Source organism: Halorubrum sp. Eb13 (assembly GCF_002252895.1).
Classification (GTDB): domain Archaea; phylum Halobacteriota; class Halobacteria; order Halobacteriales; family Haloferacaceae; genus Halorubrum.
In genome coordinates this window covers 1-23498 of the sequence record NZ_NHPE01000147.1, presented here as the reverse complement: position 1 = coordinate 23498, position 23498 = coordinate 1, and the positions used below count along the sequence as shown (strand labels likewise).

Annotated in this window: 27 protein-coding genes; 15 read left to right on the top strand and 12 right to left on the bottom strand. The window is 71.0% G+C overall.

The genetic code is table 11. From position 1 onward, the window contains the following. The coding region (locus tag DJ75_RS17610) for a carbamoyl-phosphate synthase domain-containing protein (RefSeq protein WP_275542313.1) at nt 1–617 on the bottom strand (617 nt) is incomplete at its 3' end. A 96-nt stretch (nt 618–713) separates the two neighbouring features. Here DJ75_RS17610 and DJ75_RS17605 point away from each other — a divergent pair. Beyond that, nucleotides 714–1127: an Lrp/AsnC family transcriptional regulator gene (locus DJ75_RS17605; protein ID WP_094525807.1), complete on the top strand. Its 414-nt coding sequence runs from the start codon at nt 714–716 to the stop codon at nt 1125–1127. 114 nt (nt 1128–1241) lie between these two features. On the opposite strand, the gene dpsA is transcribed toward DJ75_RS17605, so the two are convergent. Further along, nucleotides 1242–1790, bottom strand: coding sequence for a DNA starvation/stationary phase protection protein DpsA (gene dpsA / locus DJ75_RS17600; RefSeq protein ID WP_094525806.1), 549 nt, complete (start codon nt 1788–1790; stop codon nt 1242–1244). Nucleotides 1791–1863: 73 nt separating this feature from the next. Beyond that, nucleotides 1864–2715: a carbon-nitrogen hydrolase family protein gene (locus tag DJ75_RS17595; RefSeq protein ID WP_254921708.1), complete on the bottom strand. Its 852-nt coding sequence runs from the start codon at nt 2713–2715 to the stop codon at nt 1864–1866. Between the two features lie 90 nt (nt 2716–2805). Here DJ75_RS17595 and DJ75_RS17590 point away from each other — a divergent pair, with 90 nt between their 5' ends. Together DJ75_RS17590 and DJ75_RS17585 are read left to right on the top strand one after the other, a co-directional pair. Further along, complete coding sequence (locus tag DJ75_RS17590) at nt 2806–4263, top strand: HEAT repeat domain-containing protein (protein WP_094525805.1); 1458 nt, start codon at nt 2806–2808, stop codon at nt 4261–4263. A gap of 66 nt (nt 4264–4329) precedes the next feature. Beyond that, nucleotides 4330–6090, top strand: coding sequence for a phospholipase D-like domain-containing protein (locus DJ75_RS17585; RefSeq protein WP_254921707.1), 1761 nt, complete (start codon nt 4330–4332; stop codon nt 6088–6090). A gap of 45 nt (nt 6091–6135) precedes the next feature. Here the strand turns inward: DJ75_RS17585 and DJ75_RS17580 are convergent, their stop codons facing one another. Further along, complete coding sequence (locus DJ75_RS17580) at nt 6136–8082, bottom strand: DHH family phosphoesterase (RefSeq protein ID WP_094525804.1); 1947 nt, start codon at nt 8080–8082, stop codon at nt 6136–6138. 131 nt (nt 8083–8213) lie between these two features. Here DJ75_RS17580 and DJ75_RS17575 point away from each other — a divergent pair, with 131 nt between their 5' ends. From DJ75_RS17575 to DJ75_RS17555, 5 genes are all read left to right on the top strand, one after another. Next, nucleotides 8214–8735, top strand: a complete 522-nt coding sequence (locus DJ75_RS17575; protein ID WP_094525803.1) for a Mov34/MPN/PAD-1 family protein — start codon at nt 8214–8216, stop codon at nt 8733–8735. Continuing rightward, the gene (locus DJ75_RS17570; protein WP_241881535.1) at nt 8732–9265 is read left to right on the top strand and encodes an adenylyltransferase/cytidyltransferase family protein; all 534 of its coding nucleotides are present in this window, start codon (nt 8732–8734) and stop codon (nt 9263–9265) included. The genes DJ75_RS17575 and DJ75_RS17570 overlap by 4 nt, the downstream gene beginning before the upstream one ends. Nucleotides 9266–9344: 79 nt before the next feature. Further along, nucleotides 9345–10748, top strand: a complete 1404-nt coding sequence (locus DJ75_RS17565; RefSeq protein WP_094525802.1) for a heme o synthase — start codon at nt 9345–9347, stop codon at nt 10746–10748. Nucleotides 10749–10829: 81 nt separating this feature from the next. After that, entirely contained in the window at nt 10830–11912 is a 1083-nt protein-coding gene (locus tag DJ75_RS17560) for a HAMP domain-containing sensor histidine kinase (RefSeq protein WP_094525801.1), read from the top strand. Nucleotides 11913–11989: 77 nt separating this feature from the next. Next, on the top strand, nt 11990–12232 hold the full coding sequence (locus tag DJ75_RS17555) for a SelT/SelW/SelH family protein (protein WP_094525800.1): 243 nt from the start codon (nt 11990–11992) through the stop codon (nt 12230–12232). Between the two features lie 7 nt (nt 12233–12239). Here the strand turns inward: DJ75_RS17555 and DJ75_RS17550 are convergent, their stop codons facing one another. After that, nucleotides 12240–14696: a cation-translocating P-type ATPase gene (locus tag DJ75_RS17550; protein WP_094525799.1), complete on the bottom strand. Its 2457-nt coding sequence runs from the start codon at nt 14694–14696 to the stop codon at nt 12240–12242. Between the two features lie 31 nt (nt 14697–14727). Beyond that, nucleotides 14728–14934, bottom strand: a complete 207-nt coding sequence (locus DJ75_RS17545; RefSeq protein WP_094525798.1) for a hypothetical protein — start codon at nt 14932–14934, stop codon at nt 14728–14730. A 97-nt stretch (nt 14935–15031) separates the two neighbouring features. Here DJ75_RS17545 and DJ75_RS18810 point away from each other — a divergent pair, with 97 nt between their 5' ends. The 7 genes from DJ75_RS18810 to DJ75_RS17515 all read left to right on the top strand — a co-directional run bounded on the left by DJ75_RS18810 (nt 15032) and on the right by DJ75_RS17515 (nt 19665). Beyond that, complete coding sequence (locus DJ75_RS18810; RefSeq protein WP_170938294.1) at nt 15032–15205, top strand: hypothetical protein; 174 nt, start codon at nt 15032–15034, stop codon at nt 15203–15205. Between the two features lie 6 nt (nt 15206–15211). Continuing rightward, nucleotides 15212–15727 carry a cytochrome c oxidase subunit II gene (locus DJ75_RS17540; protein ID WP_094525797.1) on the top strand — a complete coding sequence of 172 codons (516 nt, stop codon included), beginning with the start codon at nt 15212–15214 and terminating at the stop codon, nt 15725–15727. After that, nucleotides 15724–17514, top strand: a complete 1791-nt coding sequence (locus DJ75_RS17535) for a b(o/a)3-type cytochrome-c oxidase subunit 1 (protein ID WP_094525796.1) — start codon at nt 15724–15726, stop codon at nt 17512–17514. The genes DJ75_RS17540 and DJ75_RS17535 overlap by 4 nt, the downstream gene beginning before the upstream one ends. Then, complete coding sequence (locus tag DJ75_RS17530) at nt 17511–17726, top strand: CbaC protein (RefSeq protein WP_094525795.1); 216 nt, start codon at nt 17511–17513, stop codon at nt 17724–17726. The genes DJ75_RS17535 and DJ75_RS17530 overlap by 4 nt, the downstream gene beginning before the upstream one ends. Before the next feature lie 166 nt (nt 17727–17892). Further along, nucleotides 17893–18138 carry a hypothetical protein gene (locus tag DJ75_RS17525; protein WP_094525794.1) on the top strand — a complete coding sequence of 82 codons (246 nt, stop codon included), beginning with the start codon at nt 17893–17895 and terminating at the stop codon, nt 18136–18138. Between the two features lie 78 nt (nt 18139–18216). Next, nucleotides 18217–19215, top strand: a complete 999-nt coding sequence (locus DJ75_RS17520; protein ID WP_094525793.1) for a Gfo/Idh/MocA family protein — start codon at nt 18217–18219, stop codon at nt 19213–19215. 75 nt (nt 19216–19290) lie between these two features. Then, nucleotides 19291–19665, top strand: coding sequence for a thioredoxin family protein (locus DJ75_RS17515; RefSeq protein WP_094525808.1), 375 nt, complete (start codon nt 19291–19293; stop codon nt 19663–19665). Nucleotides 19666–19770: 105 nt separating this feature from the next. Here the strand turns inward: DJ75_RS17515 and DJ75_RS17510 are convergent, their stop codons facing one another. From DJ75_RS17510 to DJ75_RS17485, 6 genes are all read right to left on the bottom strand, one after another. Beyond that, a complete protein-coding gene (locus DJ75_RS17510) occupies nt 19771–20037 on the bottom strand; it encodes an elongation factor 1-beta (protein WP_092565372.1) in 267 nt (88 codons plus the stop codon). Between the two features lie 2 nt (nt 20038–20039). Continuing rightward, complete coding sequence (locus DJ75_RS17505) at nt 20040–20219, bottom strand: HVO_2753 family zinc finger protein (RefSeq protein WP_092565370.1); 180 nt, start codon at nt 20217–20219, stop codon at nt 20040–20042. Nucleotides 20220–20399: 180 nt separating this feature from the next. Next, complete coding sequence (locus DJ75_RS17500) at nt 20400–21635, bottom strand: tripartite tricarboxylate transporter permease (RefSeq protein WP_094525792.1); 1236 nt, start codon at nt 21633–21635, stop codon at nt 20400–20402. 106 nt (nt 21636–21741) lie between these two features. Then, entirely contained in the window at nt 21742–21936 is a 195-nt protein-coding gene (locus DJ75_RS17495) for a 30S ribosomal protein S17e (RefSeq protein ID WP_094525791.1), read from the bottom strand. A gap of 92 nt (nt 21937–22028) precedes the next feature. Next, complete coding sequence (locus DJ75_RS17490; RefSeq protein WP_094525790.1) at nt 22029–22694, bottom strand: DUF447 domain-containing protein; 666 nt, start codon at nt 22692–22694, stop codon at nt 22029–22031. Next, a partial coding sequence (locus tag DJ75_RS17485; RefSeq protein ID WP_141212074.1) for a triphosphoribosyl-dephospho-CoA synthase occupies nt 22691–23498 on the bottom strand: 808 nt, incomplete at its 5' end. The genes DJ75_RS17485 and DJ75_RS17490, both read right to left, overlap by 4 nt.

Sequence of the window (23498 nt, the reverse complement as noted above, 5' to 3'; positions counted from 1 at the left end):
TCGACGTCGGCCACGTCCTCGGGGGTCGCGTCGTACGGGAGGACGTGGACGTCCGCGCCGCGCTCGGTGAGCGAGGTGATGATCGAGCCCTTCGCGCCGCAGTCGAGCATCGCGACGTCGGCGGCGCCGCCGCCCTCGTGGACGGTCGGCTCGGTGACGGACACCTGCGCGCCGATGTCGACGTGGTCGCTCATCGGCTCGCACGCCTCCATCTCCGCGACCGCGTCTTCGGGGGCCACGTCCGGACCGGCGGCGATCCCGCAGGCCATCGCGCCCTCCTCGCGGACGGTCGTGACGATTTCGCGGGTGTCGACGTGGTCGACGGCGGGGACGTCCTCGCCGGCGAGCCACTCGGCGACGTCGTCGGTCAGCTCGCGGGCGATCGCCGCGCGCGGCTGGACCGACTCGGACTCGAATCGCTCGGTTCGGACGCCGTAGTTCCCAATCAGCGGGTACGAGAAGGTGAGTATCTGTTCGGCGTAGGAGGGGTCGGTGAGCGACTCCTCGTAGCCGGTGTACGCGGTCGTGAACACCAGTTCACCGCGGGTGCGCCCCGGCGCACGGGCGCGCGCTTCGAGCACGCGTCCGTCGGCCAGCGCGATATAGGCGTCCGACATTACGAGAAACGTACGCGCAAAGGGTAATAAATGCGTCGTTCGTAGATTCGTTACGATATTCGTAACGAGTAAGTCGCCGGGGTGAATGGTTCGGGTATGGACGACCTCGATCGCCGGATCCTCTCGATCCTGCGCCGGGACGCGCGAACCCCGTACACGGAGATCGCCGACCGAGTCGGCACCTCGGAGGGGACCGTGCGCAACCGCGTCGACCGCATGACCGAGGAGGGGATCATCGAGCGGTTCACCGTTACGACCCGCACCGGCAACGTGAAGGCGATGATCGAGATCTCGGTGGAGATGAACGTCGACACCGCCGCCGTCGGCGATCGGATGGTCGAGTGGGAGGAGGTGGACTTCGTCTGGCAGGTCTCCGGCGAGGAGGACGTCGTGCTCGTGGTCGACGCCGTCGACACGCGCGCCGTCAACGAGCTGATCTCGCAGGCCCGCGAGATGGACGAGGTGAAGTCGACCAAGACGCGGCTCATTCTGGACGAGCGACTCGGCTGATCCGGGTCGGTCAACCAAGTTGCCCGCGCCGGCGCCGTCGCTAGCGGGCGGAAAATAACGGAGAAAATTCGGACGAACGACGCCCCGTCGCCGGGAGCGACGGACGTGAGTCGTCTATTCGAGCGTACCCTGAGTGACGAGCGTGTCGTCCTCCAGGTAGTGCTCGATGTGGTGGCCGTGCTCCTCGACGTCCATGAGGACCTCGCGGAGCTGCTCCTCGGTGTTGTAGTCGCCGAGGTTGTTGGCGAGCTGGATGTGCTCGCGGAGCATCTCGGTGATGTCACCGAACATCTCCAGGTCGTTCGCCAGCCCCGTCCTGATGTCGTAGGCGTCGGCGTCCTCGGGGCTCACCGGGGCGTGCTCCTCGTAGTTCGCGCCGCCCGACAGCGGCACGCCGCCGAGCGCCTGCGCGCGCTCGGCGATCACGTCGGCGCCCTCCTCGAGGTCCTCGGCGACCTCGCCGAGGTAGACGTGGATGTCGTGGAACTCGGCGCCCTCCACGAGCCAGTGGTGCTTCTTGATCTGATGGTACAGCACGTACGTCGCCGCGAGGTCGGTGTTGAGCGCGTCGACGAGCTGCTCGGCCTTCTCCTCGGGAACGCGGAGCGCTTCGCTCTCGTGGACGTCGCCGTAGCGTTGACGTGCCTCTTTCTGGGTACTCATGTCTACCTCTACGTACGCGCGCGGGGCACTTAACTGTTTTCACGATTGTAATCAGATTTTAGTTTTCAAAAAATTATTTTTCTGTATTGTTCACGGCACCGACGAGTTCGCGCTGCTCGGCGAGCACGGTCCGGTCCAGCGTGGCGATCAGGTCCCGCTCGCCGCGGCCGAGTTCGGCGGCGACTCGACCGTCAGGGCGGGCGACGAGAGAGTTACCGGCGTAGCGGCGGCGATCGTTCCCGCGTTCGCCCCCCGACGCTGTCCCGCGTCCCGTTCGTCCGGCGCCGACTACCCACCGGACGCCGTCGAGGGCGCGCGCCCGGAGGAGGAGCCGCCAGTTCTGCGCGTGAGCGGCGGGCCACGCGCCCGCGACGAACAGCGCGTCGACGGCGCGGTCGGTGAACCACGCGCTCTCCGCCACGAAATTCAGGTCGTAGCAGGTCAACAGGCCGGTCCGACCGGCGGGGGTGTCGACCACGACCCGATCGGTGCCGGCGTCGACTCGCTCCGCCTCCTCGCCCCACAGGTGTCGCTTCCGGTAGACTGCCGCCCGCTCGTCCGGGGCTCCCGCGCCGCCGGAGAGGGTGCCGGCCGGCGGCACGTACGCGGTCGCGTTGAACAGCGCGTCGCCCGCGCGCTCCGCGTACCCCGCCGTCAGCGCCACGTTCCCTTCGTCGGCGACGTCAGCGAGCCGGTCGAGCGCCGCCTCCCGCTCCAGCGCCGCCTCGCGCAGCCGGTCGTCGTCGACGAACCCGGTCAGCGCGTACTCCGGGAAGACTGCGACGTCGACCCGGTCGGGCAGGGCGGCGACGCGGTCGCGGAGGCGGCCGAGGTTGCTGCCGACCGCGAGGTCGTCGACGGCGATCTGCGGCACGGCGACGATCGGCCCGTCGTCGGGATCGTCGGGAGCGTCGGGATCGATCACGGGGACCGATTGGACGGACGGCGGAATAAACGAACGGGGGCGCCCGCGAAGGGAAACGTCTTAATGGACTACGCGCGCAGTTCGTGGTGTATGAGCAACGGCGACGACGACCCGGCCGACGCCTCCGAGGAGGCCGACGCCGCGGACGACGCGGAGGAGGCGGGGGGCGCCGGCGAGTCGACGGACGCGGCCGCCGCGCCGACGCTTCCGGACGAAGCGACCGAGGACTCGCTGAACGAGTACCTCGACGAGATCGCGGCGCTCCTCGACGACGCCGAGACGGAGGCGGACCTCGACGACGTCGACGCCCTCCTCGACGACGCCGAGGCGGGGATCGAGGAGGCCGACCTCCCCGAGCCGGACGAGGACGACGAGGACGCGGACGACCCGCGCGGCGACCTCGAGGACCGGGTCGCGGAGCTCCGCGAGGGCGTCGAGGAGGCGCGCGGCCCCTACGCCGAGGACGTCGTCGACGCCATCGAGAGCGCCGCGGCGACGCTCGAGGAGACCGAGTGGACCGCCGACGGCCGCGACGACGCCGCCGACGCGGTGACGGCCTTCGTGGAGGCGGCCGCGGACGCCGTCGACGACGAGGTCGACGCGGACGCTATCGAGACGGACCCGGACGCCGCAGACGACGCGCCCGCCGACGCGGAGAGTGACGCGGAGAGTGACGGGAGCGGGACCGACGAGGACGACCGCATCGACGCCCTCGTCTCGGCGCTCGACGCGGTCGCGGCGGGCGTCGCGGACGCCGACCTCGACCCCGACGACGACGCGGCGACGATCGCCGCCCTCATCGAGGCGACCGACGCGCTCGAGTCCGGGCTCGACGACGCCGAGGAGTGGGACGACCTCGAGACGCACGAGCAGCTCCGCGCCGAGGGGTACTACGACGTGCTCGGCCACTACAAGGACTTCCCGGTGGAGTGGGCCGCGCTGAAGGAACACGAGGCGCGCGGCAACGTCGACATGATCCTGCTCGCGCTCCACTCGCTCACCTCCGACTTCATGGAGCGGCACTGCCTCGAGGCGTTCGAGCGCATGGGGAAGCGCGGGAAGACCGAGGCCTCCCTCGAGGAGCTGCTCGGGCGCGCGGAGAAGCGCGACCAGTTCGCGATCCGCATCCTCGGGAAGATGGCCGCCGGCGAGGCGACCGAGACGCTCGTCGAGTACGTTCCGGAGAACTCGAACCCGCAGCTCCAGAAGGCGACGTTCAAAGCGCTCGGCGAGATCGGCGCGAGCGAGGCGGTCCAGCCGCTCGCGGACGCGCTCGTCGACGACGGCACCGAGGAGCTCGTCCGTCCGCACGCGGCTCGCGCGCTCGGGCTCATCGGCGACGCCCGCGCGGTCGACCCGCTCGCCGACGTGCTCGCCGGCGACGGCTCCGACGACGACCGCGCCGCGGCCGCCTGGGCCCTCCGACAGATCGGCACCCGCGAGGCCCTCGAAACCGTCGCCGAGTACGCCGACGAGCGCTCGTTCCTCGTCTCGACCGAGGGCGAGAAAGCGCAGCGCTCGCTCGACGCGGCGTCGGCGACCGCCTGACTCGCCGGCCTGACCGTCGGGCTGAACGACCGACCCTTCTTGTCCGATGCCGCGGGGAGACCCCCCGTGTCGCCCGGATCGACTCGTCTCGATAACGCCGCCGTCGCGAGGGTCTCGACCGCGAGCGCGGTCGCCGTCGCCCTCGGACTGCTCCTCCTGACGGCCGCCGCGCCGGTCGCGGCGGCGGGCGGCGCCGGCTCGACGGGCGCCGAGTCCGGCCCTGGACCCGCCGTCGCGCAGCCAACCCACGAGTCGAAGAACCGGACGCTCGTGGCCGAGCAGCCCCGGATACTCGAATTGTTCCCGAATCCGACGGCGGCGGAGAACCGCGGCGAGTACCTCGTCGTCCGGCTCCCCGAGCGCGGGAACTGGTCGCTCTCCGACGGCTACCACGAGGCGGACGTTCCGGCGAACGCGAGCGGCGTCGTCGCGCTCTCGATGGACCCCGCGAACGCGACGACCCTCCTCGACGACGACACCGCGGTCGGCGTCCACGGCGCCCACGACGGCGGCGCCGGCACCCCCGAACTCCGCGCGCTCGACGACCACTTCCCGCTCGCCGCGTCCGGCGACCGGATCGAGCTCCGCCGGAACGGGACGACGGTCGCCGTCGTCGACTACGACCGCGCGCCCGAGGGACACCGCTGGCGCGCGGACTGGGGCGAGTGGCGGCCGCGGGGGTACGAGCGCCGGTCCGCGACCGAAAGGGCGAACGCGACCGTGCGGCCGTTCGTGTTGCCGGACAGCCCGGGCATGCCGGTCGAGCCGCTACGGGGAGCGGAGCGCCGACTGCTGCTCGCCGGCTACACGCTGGGGTCCGAGCGCGTCGCCGACCTGCTCGTCGCGGCCGCCGATCGCGGGGTCGAGGTGCGCGTCCTCGTCGAGGGGTCGCCGGTCGGCGGGTTCTCCGCGCGGAGCGCCCGGCTCCTCGACCGCGTCGCCGCCGCCGGCGTCGAGGTGCGCGTCCTCGACGGCGACCCGGAGCGGTTCCGCTTCCACCACGCGAAGTACGCCGTCGCCGACGACCGCGCGGTCGTCCTCACGGAGAACTGGAAGCCGTCCGGCACCGGCGGTCGGACCAACAGAGGGTGGGGGGTCGTCACCGGGACGCCCCGGTCCGCGACCGCCGGCGCGACGGCCGCGGACGACCTCGCCGCCCTGTTCCGGGCCGACGCCGCGGCGTCCGACGCCCGGTCGTGGGAGGCGTTCCGCGCGGGGACCGAGTTCAGCGAGGGTGACGCGGCGACCGGCGGCTACCCGACCCGCTTCGAGGCGCCCGCGTCGACGGCGGCGGACGTCGAGCTCCTGACCGCCCCCGGTAACGGCGCCGACCGCTTGGTCGAGCGGATCGACGCCGCGGACGACCGCGTGCTGGCGCTCGTCCCGCGGACGGGGGGCCCGGAGAACCGCCTCGTCCGGGCGCTCCGGCGGGCCGCCGAGCGCGGCGTCGACGTCCACCTGCTGCTGTCGAACGCGTGGTACGACCGGGAGGCGAACCGCGCGCTCGTCGAGGCGCTCGCGGGCGAACCGATCGAGGTCGCCGTCGCGGAGCCGCGCGGCCGATACGGGAAGGTCCACGCGAAGGGCGTCGTGGTCGACGACACGGCGATCGTCGGGAGCCTCAACTGGAACGCCGGCGCGGCGACGGAGAACCGGGAGGTGCTGCTCGCGGTCGAGGACGAGGGGGTCGCCGACTTCTACGCCCGGGCGTACGCGGCCGACTGGCGCGGCGGCGGGATTCACTTGCCGCTCGGGATCCTCGGCGGGCTCGGCGCCGCGCTCGCGGGTGCCGGCGTCGCCGCTCGTCGGGAGGTGACGTTCGCGTGACGAGCGCGCGTGGAACGGGGCGCGAAAATCGGGTTACCGTTGCGGTCAGTCGTCGAGCGCGGCCGTCGACGAGAGCGCCTCGTCGATCTCGGCCTCGGCCATCTTCTCGACGAGCGTGTCGATGACGGCGCTCCGGCGGCCCTTCACGAACTTGATCGAGCCGACGACGAGGTGACCGCCGCCGGAGACGCCCGCCTCCGGGAGCTCGTCGTTCAGCTCGGTCACCATGTTCGGGATGTCCAGACGGACCCCGTCGGACCGGAGCACGCAGAAGTCCGGGCCGTAGCCGATCGTGATGACCGGGTCACCCGTCTCCCGCACGCGGGTGTCGTGGAGCTCGCCGGTCGTCTTCCCGGGCGCCGGGTAGGTGAACCGGTGAGCGTACTCGTCGAGGTCGATCCGATAGAGGTGCGCGCCGGAGGCGAGCCGCTCGTGGTTGACGTGGTCGTCGAGCGCGTCGAGCTGCCGGGCGACGTCGCGCTCGGCGCGCTCGGAGAGGAAGCCGACCAGCTCTTCGTGGCGCTGTTCGTCCTCGCAGCCGACGTTCAGCGCGTCGTTGACGAGGGTCTTCCCCTCGGAGTAGCGCAGCCAGTGGGCGGCGTAGTCGAGCGCCTCGCCGATGTCGAGCAGGTCGGACTCGTCGTAGCCGGCCGCTTCGGCGAGCGCGACGTAGTCGTCCATCGCCTCCGCCTTCGAGCGGTCTGAGAGCCCGGCGACGGCGGGGACGTGTTCGAGCTCCTCGGAGATCGACGGGTCGATCAGCCGCGCGAGCTCGACGCACATCATCCCCGTGGTGACCCGGTAGTCCTCGCCGTGGAGGTACGGGTTGACGTGGGCGTCGAGCAGCGGCTCGACCGCCTCGGGGTCGGGGTGGTGGTGGTCGACGACCGCGATGGGGATGTCGTAGTGCGCGAGGTTCTCGTAGGCGGGGACGTCCTCCTCGGTCGACCCGTTGTCGAGCATCAGCAGGAAGGGGAGCTTCTGGCCGTGGCGGGCGCGCCCCTCCAGCGCGAAGTTCAGGTCGCGGGTGACGTCCTCCATCTCGTAGTACGGCGCCTTGCTCGGGAGCCGCTTGAACAGGTGACGGGCCGCGTCGGGGTCCTCGTGCACGTCGCAGACGAAGTTCTCCAAGGCGAGCTGGACCGGGATCGCCGCGCACATCCCGTCGCCGTCGGCGTGGTGGCGAACGCGGATCGGGCGCCCGGCGAGAGCGGTCCGGCGGAGGAGCCGGGCCAGTTCGCGGAGCTCCTCGTGGATGGGCTCGAACGCCTCCCACTCGACGAGGGGGTCGACGTCGGCGGGCGCGGCGCGCTCGTCGAGCGCGTCCTCGAACCGCTCGCGGGCCTCCGCGGCGCGCTCGTCGGGGAGCTGTCGCAGCGAGTCGACCTCCAGCTGGAGGGCGTTCTCACGGGTCTCGACCGTCCCGCCGACGTGGACCATGTCGCCGACCGCGACCTCGGGGTACGCGCGGACGCCCGCCTCTTCGAAGGCGGCGCAGGAGACGACGCCGGAGGCGTCGGCGACGGCGAAGATTGTCGGGCCGCCGGTCTGTTTCGCCTGAACGACCTCGCCCTCGACGGTGACCTCGTCGCCCGGGGAGAGCCCGCGGACGCGCGAGATCGTCGGCTCGTGAGCGACGGTCTCGGTGCGGTAGTCGTCGAAGTCCTCGTCGTCGAACGCGACGTCGCCGTTCTCCTTCACCTCGGTGAGCCGGACGATCAGTCGGTCGCCGACGGCGTAGTCGCCGTCGATGTTCGACTCGTGGACGAGCCCGGAGAGGGCGTCCGAGACGTCGACGAAGACGCCGTAGTCGACGACGCCGTTGACTTCGGCGTGGTACAGCGCGTCGACCTCGGCGTCCGCGAGGGTGCAGTTGGGTGCTAAGTCGTAGACGGTCGGCCGGCCGTCGGCCGTCCCCTTCGCCGCGGCGGCGTCGGGTTCGGGGCTCGAATCGCCCCGCGTGCCGGAATCCCCGGCGGTGTTCTCGCTCATGGAATCCATTCGGGAACGGGCGGTGTTAAGCCTGTTCTCTCGCGTCTCCGCCCGTCTCGACGCGCTCGGCGCGCGGACCCGTCGTCGTCCGGTCCGGAACCCCTATGGGGCGACGGCGCCTTCGCTCGCGTATGCGACTGTTCCGCTCGGACGAGCTCCTCGGGATCGCCCGAGAGACGATGGAGTTCGTCCTCGAGGCGAGCGAGGAGACGCACCCCAACGAGTACATGGGGTTCCTCCGCGCGGACGACGCCCGAAAGCTCGACGTCGACCGAGACGGGCAGGTGATCACCGACGTGCTCGTCATCCCGGGCACGGAGTCGAACCCGACGAGCGCCAGCGTGCGAACGCACATGAAGCCGAACGACATGCGCGCCGTCGGGTCGGTCCACTCGCACCCGAACGGGGCCCTCCGGCCGAGCGCGGCCGACCTCGCGACGTTCGGACAGGGGCAGGTCCACATCATCGTCGGCGCCCCATACGGGTGGGGCGACTGGAAGGCGTTCGACAACGAGGGGAATCAGACGACGCTGGACGTGCTCGACGTCGAGGTGCCCGACGAACACTTCTTCGACTTCACGCAGGAGGACATCGACAGCGAGCTCGTCGAGGAGCGCCGCGACGACGGTGGCTTCCTCTCGTGGTTCAGATGACGCGGGTCGTCGCGCAGGGGACCTTCGACCTGCTTCACCCGGGCCACGTCCACTACCTCGAGGACGCGGCGACGTACGGCGACGAGCTCCACGCCATCGTCGCCCGCCGCGCCAACGTCACCCACAAGCCCGAGCCGATCCTCTGCGCCCGCCAGCGGCGCGACATGGTCGCCGCCCTCGACGCGGTCGACGAGGCCCATCTCGGCGATCCGGAGGACGTGTTCGTCCCCATCGAGCGCCTCGACCCGGACGTTATCGTGCTGGGATACGACCAGCACCACGACGAGGCGGGTATCGCCGAGGCGCTCGCGGCCCGCGACATCGACTGTCGGGTCGAACGGGCGTCCGGCCGGGAGCCCCGACACGAGGACGAACTGCTCTCCAGCGGCGACATCGTCGATCGCGTCCTCCGGCGGCGCGGCCCGGGCGGGGTCGACGGCAACGGCTCACGCGAGAGCGGCGGGTCACGCGAGGGCGACGGGTCACGCGAGGCCGTCGACGCGCCCCGGGACGGCAGCGAACAGGGATAGATCCGGAGCTAACCGGCGCGCCTGGGGCGAATTCACCGAAGCGCGGGACATATATGGGTCCGTTCCCAAACCCGGGTAAGTGACGGTACCCGACCGATTCCCCGCGGTTCTCGCGGCGACGGCGATGGGCGTATACCTCCTGCTCGTCGTCGGCGCCACGACCTCGCTCACGGAGGCGGCGGCCGCCTGTTCGGGCTGGCCGCTCTGCGGCGACGGCGCCGCGCTCCCCACGGAGAGCGCCGGGTGGGTCGCGCTCGGTCACCGCGCGATCGCCGCCGTCGTCGGCGTCCTCGTGGCGCTCTCGGTCGCGCTCGCGTGGCTCGACGAGGCGAGCCGTCGGGTCCGCGCGGCGCTCTTGGCCGCGCTCCTGCTGTTCCCCGCCCAGTCCGGCGTGGGCGCGCTCGTCGCCGTCGGCGACCTCCCCGTCTCGCTTGGACCCGTCCACCTCCTGCTGGGCGTGGCGATCTTCGGCGCCGTCCTCGCCGCGCTCGCGTGGTGGCTGGAGGCGGCGACCGGCGCTCCCGACGACGCACCGGTCGACTTCCAGCCCGGGACCGACGACCTTCCGCCGGTCGAGGAGGCGCCCGAGCCCGAGATCCCGAGGGCGACGCTCCCCCGACTGAAAGCGACCGCAGCGGCGTACTTCCGGCTGATGAAGCCCCGCCTGATGTGGCTGCTCTGTCTCGTCGCCGCGGCGGCGATGGCGCTCGCCGGGGGGCCGGGGTTCACGCCGTACGCCGTGGCCGCGACGCTCGCCGGCGGCGCGCTCTCGATCGGCGCGTCCGGGACGTTCAACCACGTGTTCGAGCGCGACATCGACAGGCGGATGCAGCGGACCAACGATCGCCCGCTGGCGACCGACCTCGTGCCGGTGACTAACGCGCTGGCGTTCGGGCTCCTGTTGACGGTCGTCTCGCTCGGGCTCTTCTGGACGGTGAACCCGCTCACGGCGGCGCTGGGACTGGTCGCGATCGTGTTCTACAGCGTCGTCTACACGCTCGTGTTGAAGCCGAACACGGTCCAGAACACCGTCATCGGCGGCGCGGCCGGCGCGCTCCCGGCGCTCATCGGCTGGGCGGCGGTGACCGGCGAGGTCGGTGGCGGCGGGCTGCTGCTCGCCCTCGTCATCTTCCTGTGGACGCCCGCGCACTTCTACAACCTCGCGCTGGCGTACAAGGACGACTACGAGCGCGGCGGCTTCCCGATGATGCCCGTCGTCCGGGGCGAGACGACTACGCGCCGCCACATCGTCTGGTACCTCGGGGCGACGCTCGTGGCGGCGGTCGCGCTCGCGGCCGCCGCTGAGCCGCTCGGCGCCCTCTACGCCGCGGTCGGCGTCGCCCTCGGCGCGGTGTTCCTGTGGGCCGTCGTTCGGCTCCACTACGAACAGACCGAGGCGGCGGCGTTCCGCGCGTTCCACGCCTCGAACGCCTACCTCGGTCTGCTGCTGTTCGCCGTCGTGATAGACGCGCTCGTGGTCTGAGTGAGCCGGCGCCGGCGTATCGGCGCTGATAGCCGAACCGTTATCGTTTATACACCCCCTCGAGAGAGTCACGGTAATTGAATGGACGTCTCGCCGAGAGCGGTCGTCCGATCGCTGTGGCCGGTCTGGGGACTCGGCGCCGTACTCCTGCTCGCGCTCGTCGCGGAAGCCGTCGCCCTCTCGGTCGGGATCGTGCCCGCTCCCGGCGGCTACTGGGTGGGATTCGTCTCGACGGCGCTGGTCGTCGTCGGGGTCGGGTACGTCGTCTACCGGATATCGAGGTCGGATCTCTCCCCCGCCCGGTACCCGCGGCTCAACCGCTGGTGGGTCGCGGGCGCGTCGGGATTCCTCCTCGTCAACGTCGGATTCATGATGACGCTGCCGACCGAGACGGCGTTTCAGGTGTTGGGCTGGGTCCGCTGGGCGATCGGCTTCGGCGGGGGGATCGGACTGCTCATCGGGCTGTTCGAGGCGCGGGCGATCGAACGCGAGGTCGCGGCGGAGCGGAGTCGCCTCCGACAGGCCGACCTCCGCCGCGAGCGCGACCGGCTCGAGGAGTTCGCGAGCGTCGTCTCGCACGACCTCCGAAATCCCCTCAACGTCGTTCGCGGACGTATCGACCTCGCCAGACGGGCCCACCCCGAGGACGAGCACATCGAGGCGGCCGAGCCCGCGCTCGATCGGATGGACGAGATCATCGACGAGACGCTCACGCTCGCCCGCGAGGGGAAGAGCGTCGACGACGCCGGCGACGTCGACCTCGCGGAGTGCGCGCGAGAGTGCTGGTCGCGCGTGGACACGGCGGACGCGACGCTCCGCGCGGACGGGTCGGCGACGGTGCGGGCCGACCGCGACCGACTGTCGCACGTCTTCGAGAACCTCTTTCGGAACAGCGTGGAACACGGCGGCCGCGACGTGACCGTTCGCGTGGGGACGCTGGACGGGGCGGACGGCTTCTTCGTCGAAGACGACGGGGTCGGGATCCCGACGGACCGAGTCGACGAAGTGTGCGAGACCGGCGTCACGTCGTCTGCCGACGGAACCGGGTTCGGACTGGCGATCGTCGATCGGACCGTCGACGCCCACGGATGGGAACTGCGGATCGGCGAGGGGGACCGCGGCGGCGCGCGGTTCGAGATCACCGGCGTCGACCGGTCGGAGTAGCGACACGAGCGATCGCCGTGGGAGGATCCGACCGCGCGGCGGGTTTTTAAGTCCGTTCGACGCGAAACGCGAGACGTATGACCCGAGTCGAGATCGAGTACTGCGTACCGTGCGGGATGTTGAACCGCGCTCAGGACGTCTCGGAGGCGCTGTTCAAGCAGTTCGGCGAGGACCTCGACGAGGTCGCCCTCGTCACGGGCGACGACGGCGTGTTCGTCGTCCGCGCGGGCGACGAGGTCGTCTTCGACAAGACCGAAGACGAGTACGACGTGGACGCCATCGTGCGCGCCGTCAGGCCGCACGTCGGCGCGACGGCGTGAGGCCTCGTCACTCCTCTTTATAAATCGGACGCGCGGAGTTCGTCACTACGAGGACGCTGCTCGTCGCCATCGCGAGCGCGGCGAGGAGCGGGTTGAGCACGCCCGATATCGCCATCGGGATCGCTACCGCGTTGTAGACGAACGCCCAGCCGAGGTTCTGCTTGAGCCGCCGGTTCGTTCCGCGCGTGACCGCGAACAGTTCGGGGATCGCGGAGAGACGGTCCTCCAGGAGGACGGCGTCCGCGGCGTCGGCCGCCAAGTCGGTCCCGCTCGCGACCGAGACGCCGAGGTCGGCCGCGGCGAGCGCCGGCGCGTCGTTGCTCCCGTCGCCGACCACGGCGACGCGCTCGGTCGCCGCGAGCCGCCGCACGGTCTCGGCTTTCGCCTCCGGCGGCACCTCCGCGAACGTCTCGTCGACCGCGGGGTGCTCCTCGAACCGCCGGGCGGCGGCGGCCGAGTCCCCGGTGAGCACCACGACCCGCCGCCCGCCGTCGGCGAGGTCGGTGACGACCGCTTCCCAGCCGTCACGGACCTCGTCGCCGACGACGAGCACCCCGACGACCGACCCCTCCCAGCCGACGAAAACGGGGACTCGCCCCGCTTCGCGGGCCGTTTCACCGGCCGCGTCGAGCGACGCCGGGACGGTCCACTCCGCCCCGGCGAACAGCGATCGGTGGCCGACGACGACCTCCTCGCCGTCGACCCGTCCCGTCACGCCGCGGTCCGAGACGGTCACCGCAGCGGTCGACGTGCCGTCGGCGGCGTCGGGGGGCGCGTCGGCGGGTCGCGTCCCGTCGCCCTCGTCGCCGGCCGTCACACCCCCGTCGGTCGCCGTCTCCGGTCCGGCGCTCGCGTCGTCGGGTGCGGGACTCCCGCCGTCGGCGGCGACAGCGTCGACGATCGCCTCGGCGACGGGGTGGACAGAGGCGCGCTCGACCGCCGCCGCTCGGCGACGCACCTCGTCCGGCGACGCGCCGTCGGTGACGGTGTCGAGCAGTCGCATCTCGCCGTCGGTGAGCGTCCCCGTCTTGTCCAGCACGACGGTGTCGATGTCGGCCGCCTCCTCGAAGACGGCGTCCGAGACGATCACGATCCCGCGGCGGGCCGCGTCGCGGATCCCGGCGGCGATCGCGAGCGGTGTCGCGAGCCCGAGCGCGCAGGGACACGAGACGATGAGCACCGTGAGTCCGACGAGCGCGGCGTCCACGAGCGCCGATCCGAGCGCGAAGGTGGCCGCCGCGCCGAGGACGGCGACGGCGACGACGAGCGGAACGAACACGGTCGCGAGCTTGTCGACCAGCCGTTGGATGCCCGACCGCGAGCTCTGGATCTCCCACAGGAGCCGAACGAGCGTGTCGAGCGTGCTCGTCGCGTCCTCGCCGACCTCGACGACGACCGGCGCGTCGGTGACGACCGTCCCGCCGCGGACCTCGTCGCCCTCCCGCTTCGTCGCCGGGAGCGACTCGCCCGTGACGAGCGCCTCGTCGACGGCGGCGGTCCCCTCGGCCACGGTCCCGTCGAAGTGGACCCGCTCGCCGGGGCGCACGAGGAGCCGATCGCCGGGGTCGACCGCCTCCGCCGCGACGGTCTCGCCGGACTCGGTGCGGACCGTCCGGTCGCCGGCCGTCGTGAGGTCGGAGAGCATGCCGGTCGCGCGCCGTTTGATGAGCGACTCGTAGTGGTTGCCGGCGGTGACGACTAAGATCACGGCGATCGTCACGTCGAAGTAGAGGTCGGTGCGGCCGAGGAGCATCGCGAGCGTGCTGTACGCGTACGAGCTGGCCGCCGCCAGCGACACCAACAGGTCCATGTTCGGCTGCCGCGCCCGGAGGCTCACGTACGCGCCCCGCAGGATCGGATAGCCGGTGTAAAACAGGACGATCGAGGAGAACACCCACACCTGCGCGAACAGGTAGGTGCCCGAGACGCCGCCGAGGTCGAGGATCGGTTCGTAGCCGAAGTAGGTCGGGTACAGGAAGAGGACGTACCACAGCATCGCCATCATCCCGAAGAACCCGCCGCCGATCAGGAAGCGGACGACGGCGACGTCGTCGCCGTCCGGGTCCGGGTCGGCCCGGTCGCTCGCGGTGTACCCCGCGACCGAGAGCCGCTCGGGGAGGTCCGCGGCGCTCACGGTGTCGGGATCGTAGTCGACGCGGATCGTGTCGGTGGCGTAGCTCGCCTCCGCGGCCGCGACGCCCTCCTGCTCGCCGGCGGTCAGTTCGAGGAACGACTCGCACGTCGCACAGTGCATCCCGTCGACGTGGAGGAACGTCGTCTCCCCGTCGAACGCCTCGTCGGCCCGCGCCTCGGGGCGACGTTCGTCGAGGTCGTCGACGTCGTCGACGTCGTCCAGAGAGCGGGCGACCGCGAGGCAGCCGCGACAGCAGAACTCGCCGTCGACGTCGGGGGCGGTGTGGGGGTCGTCCCCCGTCGGAAGATCACAGAGGGTGCAGTTCGACATTGGGTTCGAGTCCGGCGGTCGGCCGACGACGCTACGCCTCGTCCGGATCCGCCGCGTCGGACGAGGCCGACCCGGGGCGGAGGCTCCCGCCGGTCGCGACGTGGAGGCTCCCCCAGATGATCAACACGTTCACGAGCGTCACGGCGACGAATATCTCCGCCCGGTCGGCGATGAACACCGCTGCCGGGACGAGGCCGCCCAACACGAGGAGCACGGCCCGCTGGAGCGAGAATTCCATATCGAAACGTACGGGCCAGCCAACATATATAACGTCCGTGTTTTCAGCCCGCGAGAACGGATCGATATTATATATCTTTCAGTCTATAAGCCGGCCTATGGGACAAAACCAAGCCGCACACGCATCGAGTGACGATGTGAGCGGTGAAGAGGAGTTCGACCCGATCGGAACCCTCACGCTCATCGCGATCTACTTCGTCATCCTGTTGCTCGCGTGGGTGTACATCTACTACATCGAGTTCCTCGGCCGCGACCTGGTCGTCGTGGGGTGACCACACATGCACATTCACGCCTACGAAAAACTCTGGCTCGCGGCGTCCATCCTCCTGATACTGCTGCTCATCGGCTCGGTCACCTACGGCGCCGTCGGCCCCGGCGTCGCCATGGTCTCCGACAGCGAACCCCCCATCGACGCCCAAGCGCTCGACGAGGACGACCGCTTCTCCGAACCCCGCGTCGAGCAGGTCGGCGACAACGAGTACGCCGCCTACGTCGTCGCCTACCAGTTCGGCTTCGAACCGAGTCCGATCGTCGTCCCCGAAAACAGCACCGTGACGTTCTACGTGACCTCTCGGGACGTGATCCACGGGTTCGAGGTCGCCGGCACCAACGCCAACACGATGGTCGTTCCCGGTGAAGTCTCCAAAATAACTGTCAAAACCGACGACCGACAGGAGTACGGGCTCATCTGTAACGAGTACTGCGGCGCCGGCCACCACGTCATGGAGGGGAAGGTCAACGTCGTCAGTCAAGCCGAGTTCGACGAGCGGAACAGCGGGGGTGACGACGCGTGAGCGACGCCATCGAGGCCGAGCAGTCCTTCGTCGACAAGTTCCCCGACGAGGCGCGGGTCGTCCGCGCCGCGCTCCTCAGCTCCTTTTTCGCGCTGACGCTCGGAGCGATCTTCGGGATCATCCAGACGCTCCACCGAACCGGGGTATTCCGGGGGATCATCTCCTCGACCGACTACTACACGTCCCTCACCGCGCACGGCGTGTTCCTGGCGATCAGCTTCACCACGTTCTTCCTCGTGGGGCTGTTCACCTGGGCGGTGACCCGGAGCCTCGACCGACCGCTCATCGACATCCGGATCACCTGGACGTGGTACGCGATCATGGCGGTCGGCATGACCATGACCGGCGTCTCCATCCTCGCCGGCTTCGTCCCCGCGCTCGACATGAGCGCGGACGTCCTCTTCACCTTCTACGCACCCCTCCAGGCGCATCCCATGTTCTACGCCGGCCTCGCCGTCTTCATCGTCGGCTCCTGGATCGCCGGCGCCGACTGGTTCCGCACCTTCCTCGCCTGGAAACGCGACCACCCCGACGAACGCATCCCGCTCCAGACGTTCATGGTGTTGACCACCATGGCCATGTGGTACATCGCCTCCTCCGCCGTGGCCGCCTCCGTGCTCATCTTCCTCCTCCCGTGGTCGCTCGGCTTCATCGACTCCGTCAACCCCACCCTCACCCGCACCCTGTTCTGGTTCTTCGGCCACCCCGTCGTCTACTTCTGGCTCATGCCCGCCTACCTCCTGTGGTACACGGTGCTCCCGAAGATCGCCGGCGGCCGGCTGTTCAGCGACCCCCTCGCACGCGTCGTGTTCGTCCTCTTCCTCCTCCTCTCTACCCCGGTCGGCATCCACCACCAGTACCTCGACCCCGGGATCGCAGAGGGGTTCAAGTTCATCTCGATGACCAACACGATGTTCCTGCTGTTGCCGAGCCTGCTCACCGCGTTCACGGTCGTCGCGAGCGTCGAGTACGGCGCCCGCCAGCGCGGCGGCACCGGCCTCCTCGGCTGGCTCACCGACCTCCCGTGGCGCAAGCCCGAGTTCACCGGCATGATGCTCGCCGGCCTGATGTTCGCCGCCGGCGGCTTCTCCGGCATGGTCAACGCCGGCATGAACATCAACTACATGATCCACAACACCATCTGGGTCCCCGGCCACTTCCACCTCACCGTCGGCACCGCCGTCGCGCTCACCTTCATGGCCGCCACCTACTGGATCTGGCCGCAGATCTCCAACAAGCCCGTGTACAGCCGGGCGATCGGGCTGTTCCAAGTGGTCGTCTGGTTCGTCGGCATGGCGCTGATGTCCAACGCGATGCACGCCCAGGGGATCATGGGCGTGCCCCGCCGGACCGCCGAACCCGAGTACAGCGGCTTCGACTACCCGACGATGTTCGGCGGGTTCGAGGAGCTCAACGTCCAGATCGCCATCGGCGGAACGCTGCTGTTCGTCTCGACGGTGCTGTTCATCGGGAACCTCGTGCTCACGATGGGGAACCCGAAGGTGTCCGGGCTCGCCGAGTCGCTCCCGCCGGCGCTGTCCGGCCCCGACGACGCCCCGCAGGTGCTCGACAGCCTCCGGCTCTGGGTGGGAATCGCACTGACGCTCGTCGTCCTCGCGTACGCGCTCCCGCTGGCGGCGATCATCAACCGCGGCGGACTGCTCGGCCCGGGCGTGGGCACGTATCCGGCGTGGATCGCACCGACGCTCGACGCGCTCGCGGCCGCGGTGACGCCGATACTGGGCGCGGTCGGCGGCGCCGCCTCGCTCGCCGGGGTGATCCTATGAGCTTCGACATGACCCGCGGCGGGCTCTTGGTCGCGTTCGCGGTCTTCGGCGTGATCGTCTACGAGATCCGGACGGTACTCGACTTCGTCGGCATCGAACTCCCGCTGCTGCCGTACATGGCCGCCGTCTTCGTGCTCGCCGGCGTGCTGTTGTGGGTGATCACCCTGACCGGCGGCTGGCGGACCGAGCCCGAGGAGGACGAGCCGGCGTAGGGGCTGGACCTCTCCGTCCGGCCGATCCCTCGGTCGATTCTCCGCCTACAGTTCCTCCTATCGACTCTCGGTCCGCCGTTCCTCCCGTCGGTGCTCGGTCTGCCGGTTCCGGTTCCGCACGGCCGTCACACCGCGAGGGTTTTGTGGTCTCCGACCAATATTCGCTATGGCACGGACGCGCGTCGCGGTCAGGTGTGTCGACTGCTCGTTCGAGGCGAGGTACGACGGCCTCCCGACCGCGCGGGCCGCGCTCGACGAGCACGAGTCGGCGACCGGCCACGAGGTGAGGTGGGAGATCGAGTCGCTCGCCGACGGGGTCTCGCGCGCGGGCGACGACGCCGGCGTCTGCGGTCGACCCGAGTGCGCCAACGCGGACTCGCCGCTCGTGGATCCGGAGCCCCCGGAGCGGTAGCGCGGCGCGGACGACCGCCGATCGGCCCGGGGCGGAGTCACCGACCCTTTTTATGATCCGGCCCGTCGGTGGTCGCGTATGTCAACACGGCGTGACCCCCTTACGTTCGGCGTGCTCGGCACCGCGGGGATCGCTCGCGACGCGGTGATCCCGGCGATCGCGGCGAGCGACCACGCGGTCGGCGCGGTCGCATCGCGCGACGGCGACCGAGCGGCGGCGTTCGCCGAGTCGGAGTCGATCCCGCGGAGCTACGGCTCCTACGAGGCGCTGCTCGACGACGACGAGCTCGACGCGGTCTACGTTCCCCTGCCGAACGGGCTCCACGCCGAGTGGACGACCCGCGCGGCCGACGCCGGGCTTCACGTGCTCTGCGAGAAGCCGCTCGCGGCCGACGCGGCGGAGGCGCGCGAGGTGGTCGACCACTGCGAGGACCGCGGCGTCACGCTGATGGAGGGGTTCATGTACCGGTACCACCCCCGCACCGAGCGGGTCCTCGAACTGGTCGATCGAGAACTGGACGACGTGCGTACCGTCAGTTCTGCGTTCCGGTTCCCGCTGTACGGCCGACCGAACGACGTGCGGCTCGACCCGGCGCTGGCCGGCGGGTCGCTGATGGACGTCGGCTGTTACCCCGTGTCTCTCGCGAGGGCGGTCCTCGGCGAGCCGGACCGGGCGTACGCGCACGCGAACGACACCCGCGACGCCGGCGTCGACACGGAGCTCGCCGGCGTGCTGGAGTACGCGGACGGCCGGTCGGCGCGGGTCGCCTCCGGCTTCGACACGCGGCTCGTCCAGCGCTATCGGATCGACGCGACGAACGGCTGGATCGAGGTCGAGCGGGCGTTCGACGCGCCCGACGACGAGCCGGTGGAGCTGACCTACGAGATCGACGACCGGCGCGGCGTCGAGACGTTCGACCCGGTGGACCAGTACCGGCTGCAGGTCGAACACTTCGCCGACTGCGTCGCGGACGGCACCGCCCCGCTGACCGGCGGTGGAGAGGCGATAGCGAACATGCGGGTCGTCGACGCGCTCGCCGAGAGCGCCGCCGAGGGCGGCGCTGTCGACGTTTCCTGAGCCCGATCCGCCGACGGGTCGCGTGCGCAACCCCGTCGAGCGAGCGTTTATTAGCGTTCGGCCCGAATAGTGCTTATAATGCCCAATACTGCTGCCAGCGACGCCGGGGCGGGAGGGGACGAGAGCGCCCGTCGTCCGACCCCGCTCGCGGACGCGGACGCGCTCGACGCGTTCGTCGCCGACGCGGACGCCGCGCTCGTCGAGTTCTACACCGACGGGTGCGGCATCTGTGCGAGCATGGAGCCCGTCCTCGGGAACGTCGCCCGCGCGCTCGACGTCGATGTCGCCCTCATAAACCCCCGCGACGATCCGCCGCTCGTCGAGCGGTTCGACGTGCGGAGCGTCCCGCTGTTCGTGCTGTTCGTCGACGGCGAGCCCGTCGCGCGCCGAGCGGAGGGATTCATCCCCGGCGAGGAGCTCTCTGCCTGGGTCCGCGAACACACGGAGTAACCGGTCACGGCGGGACGAGACGCGCTCGTCGCTGGCGAAGCGAAAGAAACGGTGCGAAACGGAACGAAAACGCGTCCGAGTTCCGGGTCGACGCCGGCGTCGACCTTACAGCCGGCCCACGTTCTCGACGGCGACGGACTCGACGCCGTCGACGTCGGCGAACGCCTCCTCGACCGCCTCGGTGCCGCCCGCACCGTCGGGGACGATGACTGTCGGCAGGAGGGCGACGAGGCCGAACGCGACGTCGTCGCGCTGGAAGCCGCGGATCTTCGCGCCCTGCGGGAGCGACTCCTCGAGTCGGTCCTGCAGGTCGTCGAGGTCGACCTCGGGGCTGTTCGGCATGACCTTGATTTTGGCGGCGACGTCTCCCATAACTAGGGCCCTCGGAAGCCGCAGTCGTGGCACTCGTAGAGGTTGCTCTGCTTCCGGCACTTCGCGCACCGGTGGATAGTCGCCCCGCAGTCCGGGCAGGAGAACCGCGCGGCGTTCATACCGGCCACCTGAATACCACAGGAGACACACTGACGGGTGCCCTGCGTTTCACTCTCGCTCATACTCTGAAACACCACCGCGCGACTTTTAACCGTTGTTCTTTGAGTCCGACGCCGATCGCGGCGTGCGATTCGGTACCTCGACGCTCGGGCGTCGAGCCCGCGGAGCGCGGCTGACGGTAGGTGGGAGCGGAGGACCGCGGAGCGCGACTCGCGGTCGGCGGCAACGAAGGATCGCGGCGCTCAGCCGACGATCAGCGGTCCGATCAGCACGCCCATCAGGTGGACCCGCCGAGCGCCGACCCGCGGCGGAACGAGCCCGAGCACGCCGGCGACGAGGAAGACGCCGACGCCGAACGCCCCCGCGAACAGGAACGAGACGGCGGCGAGCAGCGCCAGGACGCCGACCGACAGCCGAGTGTAGTCCGCGTCCCCCACGACGCGGAGGTACGCGTCTCCGACGAGGAGGACGAGCGCGAACCCGCAGGCCGCCGCGGTCCCCGCGGCCGCGAGGAGGATCGGGAGCGCGAAGGGAACGCCGGCGCGATCGATGGCGACCGTGACGCCCGTTCGGGGCGTGCCGAGCGCGACGAGCGCGAACAGCGCGAATATCGTGTTCGCCGTGTTGGCGCCGCTCGTGGCGACGACGAACCCGCGGTCGCCCTCCTCGCGCGGGACCGCCGGCAGCGCGGCGACGGCGGCGATCGCCGCGGAGACGCCGGGGACGTAGCCGACAACCGCGCCCGCGAGCGACCCGGCGCCGGCGCTCACGCCGAGGTCCCGGCGACCCATCGTGATCCGCGCGTCGGCCTGCGGCGGGACGCCTTCGCCGCCGAGCGCGTCGACGAGCACGGGCGCGCCGAACAGTCCGGCGAACAGCGGCGCGAGGACGCCGCCGGCGTCGAGCGGCGCCGCGGGGTCGACGTCGAGGGTCGCGAAGCCGAGGGCGGCGCTCGCGAGGAACGCGACGAAGCCGCCGACCGCGGCCCGCTTCGACGACTCGGTGAGCACGAGAAAGGCGACGACGCCGGCCAGAAGCAGCGGGAGGTGCGCCCGTACCGTCGGATAGCCGCGGACCATGGCCCAAGTGGTCGGCACGGCGAGGGGCACCGCGAGCGCGACCGCCAGCCCGGAGCCGACCGCCGACAGCCGGATCGCCTCGCGCCCCCTGCCGGCGATCACGAGACGGTGACCCGGCAGCGCCGCGACCGCCGTCGCCGCGTCGGGCACGCCGAGCGCGAGCGCGGGGACGATGTCGAGGAAGGAGTGGACGACGCCCGCGCCGAGCATCGCGACGCCGACGAGGAGCGGGTCGGCGGAGACGGAGGGGGCGAACCCGGCGAGCAACAGCGCGAAGTTGTTCGCGTGGAGGCCCGGGACGAGCCCGCTCACGGCGCCGAGCGCGACGCCGCCGCACAGGAACGCGAGCGCGGCGGTCGCGAAGGTCGGGTCGACGACCGGGCGGACGAGGGCGTCCATCGCGGCGAGGTGGCCGCGGCTTGAGGCATAAGCGGCGGGGTGATCGGTGAGCCGAGCGCCGCGGCTCGGGGGGACTGAGGCGAGGCGGTCGAAAACTCGAGCCCGTTTACGCCTTCTGGGCCGCCTGCGACTTCTTCTGAGTGACGTAGCCGGCGATCCGGTTGCGGACGCCCTTCGACTCGACGGTCGTCAGGGCCGTGACGCTCTCCTTGTTCGTCTCGAAGTCCGTGTTGAACGAGTCGGGATACCGCTCAAGCAGGACGTTTCCGAGCTGCTTGATGTACTTGGGTTTGATGGCCATACCGAGCGATACCGCCGGGCCGAACTAAAAGGGTTCGTTACGCCGCGAACGGGCCGCAGGCGCGCTCGCGTCGATCGCCCGCTCGGTCGCGGTCACTCCTCGTCGCCTCCCGCCCGCTCCCGCCAGCCGGTCGCCTCGTCTATCCGGGCGAACGCCTCGCGCTCGGCCGGCCCGCCGCAGCGGTCGACCACGTCCGCGAAGTACGCCAGCCGGTCGAGCAGTTCCGCCGTCTCGAAGGCGGGCACGTCGAGCCGCGAGGCGGCGACCGTCGCGTCGACGACCGCGCCGAACCCGCGGTTGATCGTCGGCACGCGCTCTCTGAGCACCGCGCTCTCGGCCGGATCGAGCGACCACGTCCGAATCGTAGTGTCGCCCTCCGTCTCGCTTCCGACCTCCTCGGCGGTGACCTCGACCCAGGCGTCGGCCGTTTCGAGGACCGGCTCGTCGACTTCCCGGACCGTCAGCGCGGCGTCGACGAAGGTGCGCGGATCGGACGTGAACTGGACGACGCCGCCGCCGCGTTCCGTGAAGTTCCGCCACGTCCGGGTTCGGCCGTAGGTCCGCGCGGTGACGGGGTCAGCGGGGTCGTTCGGCGCGTGGAGCCCGAGCGCCGCGACGTTCCAGCGGTCGTTCGGGCCGAGCGTCGTCACGATCGACTCGGTGACGCCGCGGAGCGCCACCGGCCAGCCGTCCGGCGCGACGGCGTCGGCGACGTCCGCCGCCCCGCCGCGGCTCCCGTCGGATCCGTCGTCGGTCACGGCGCCACCTCCGCGCCGCGTCGGAGCGCGACGTACAGCGCCGCGCAGGTGATATCCGCCGTCGTCCCGGGGTTGATCCCCTCGTCGACGAACGCCGTCGCCAACCCGTCCGCGGCGTTGAGGTCGGCACCGTGGACCGCGTCGGCGTCGACGCCGCCGACCCCTGCGGCGGTCTCCGAGCCGACCCCGTCCGCTCCGTCGAGCAGCGCGGCCGCCCGAGCGCTCGCCTCGCGCGCCGCCTCGAGGCCGTGGGTCGCGGCGACCAGCGTGTCGGGCTCGGCGGCGAGGAGTCCGAGGAAGGCGCGCGCGGCCCGATCGGTCAGCGGCCCCGTATCGTCCCGTACCCACTCGGCGGCGCGGAACGTCCGCGGGAACCCCTCGACCCACTCTTGCGCGTTGCGGTCGGGGGTGCGGTCCGAGCGGTCGGGATCGGCCGAGAGCGCCATCACGTCCCGCAGCGTCAGCCCCCGCTCGCGGAGCGTCGACGCCGCGTCGCTCCCGCGGCGGACGTCCAGCTCGGCGGCGTCCGCGGGCGGGTCCGCGACCGCGACGTCGACGTGCTCGAACGCGCGGTAGAACGCGACCGCGTCGTCGACGGTGGCCTCGCGGGTCACTCGGTCGACGGCCGCTGGGGAGGGGGCCCGCGCGGAGCGCCCCGCGGACGCGTCCGCTCCCGCGACGGTCGCGCGGACCAGCGGAACGAGCAGTAGCAGGCAGCCGAACTGCGTGTTCGTCCCCGCTCGGTCGGCCATCCCCACCACCGCGCGCTCGAAGGCGTCCCCGACGGGGGCCGCCCCGCCCGCG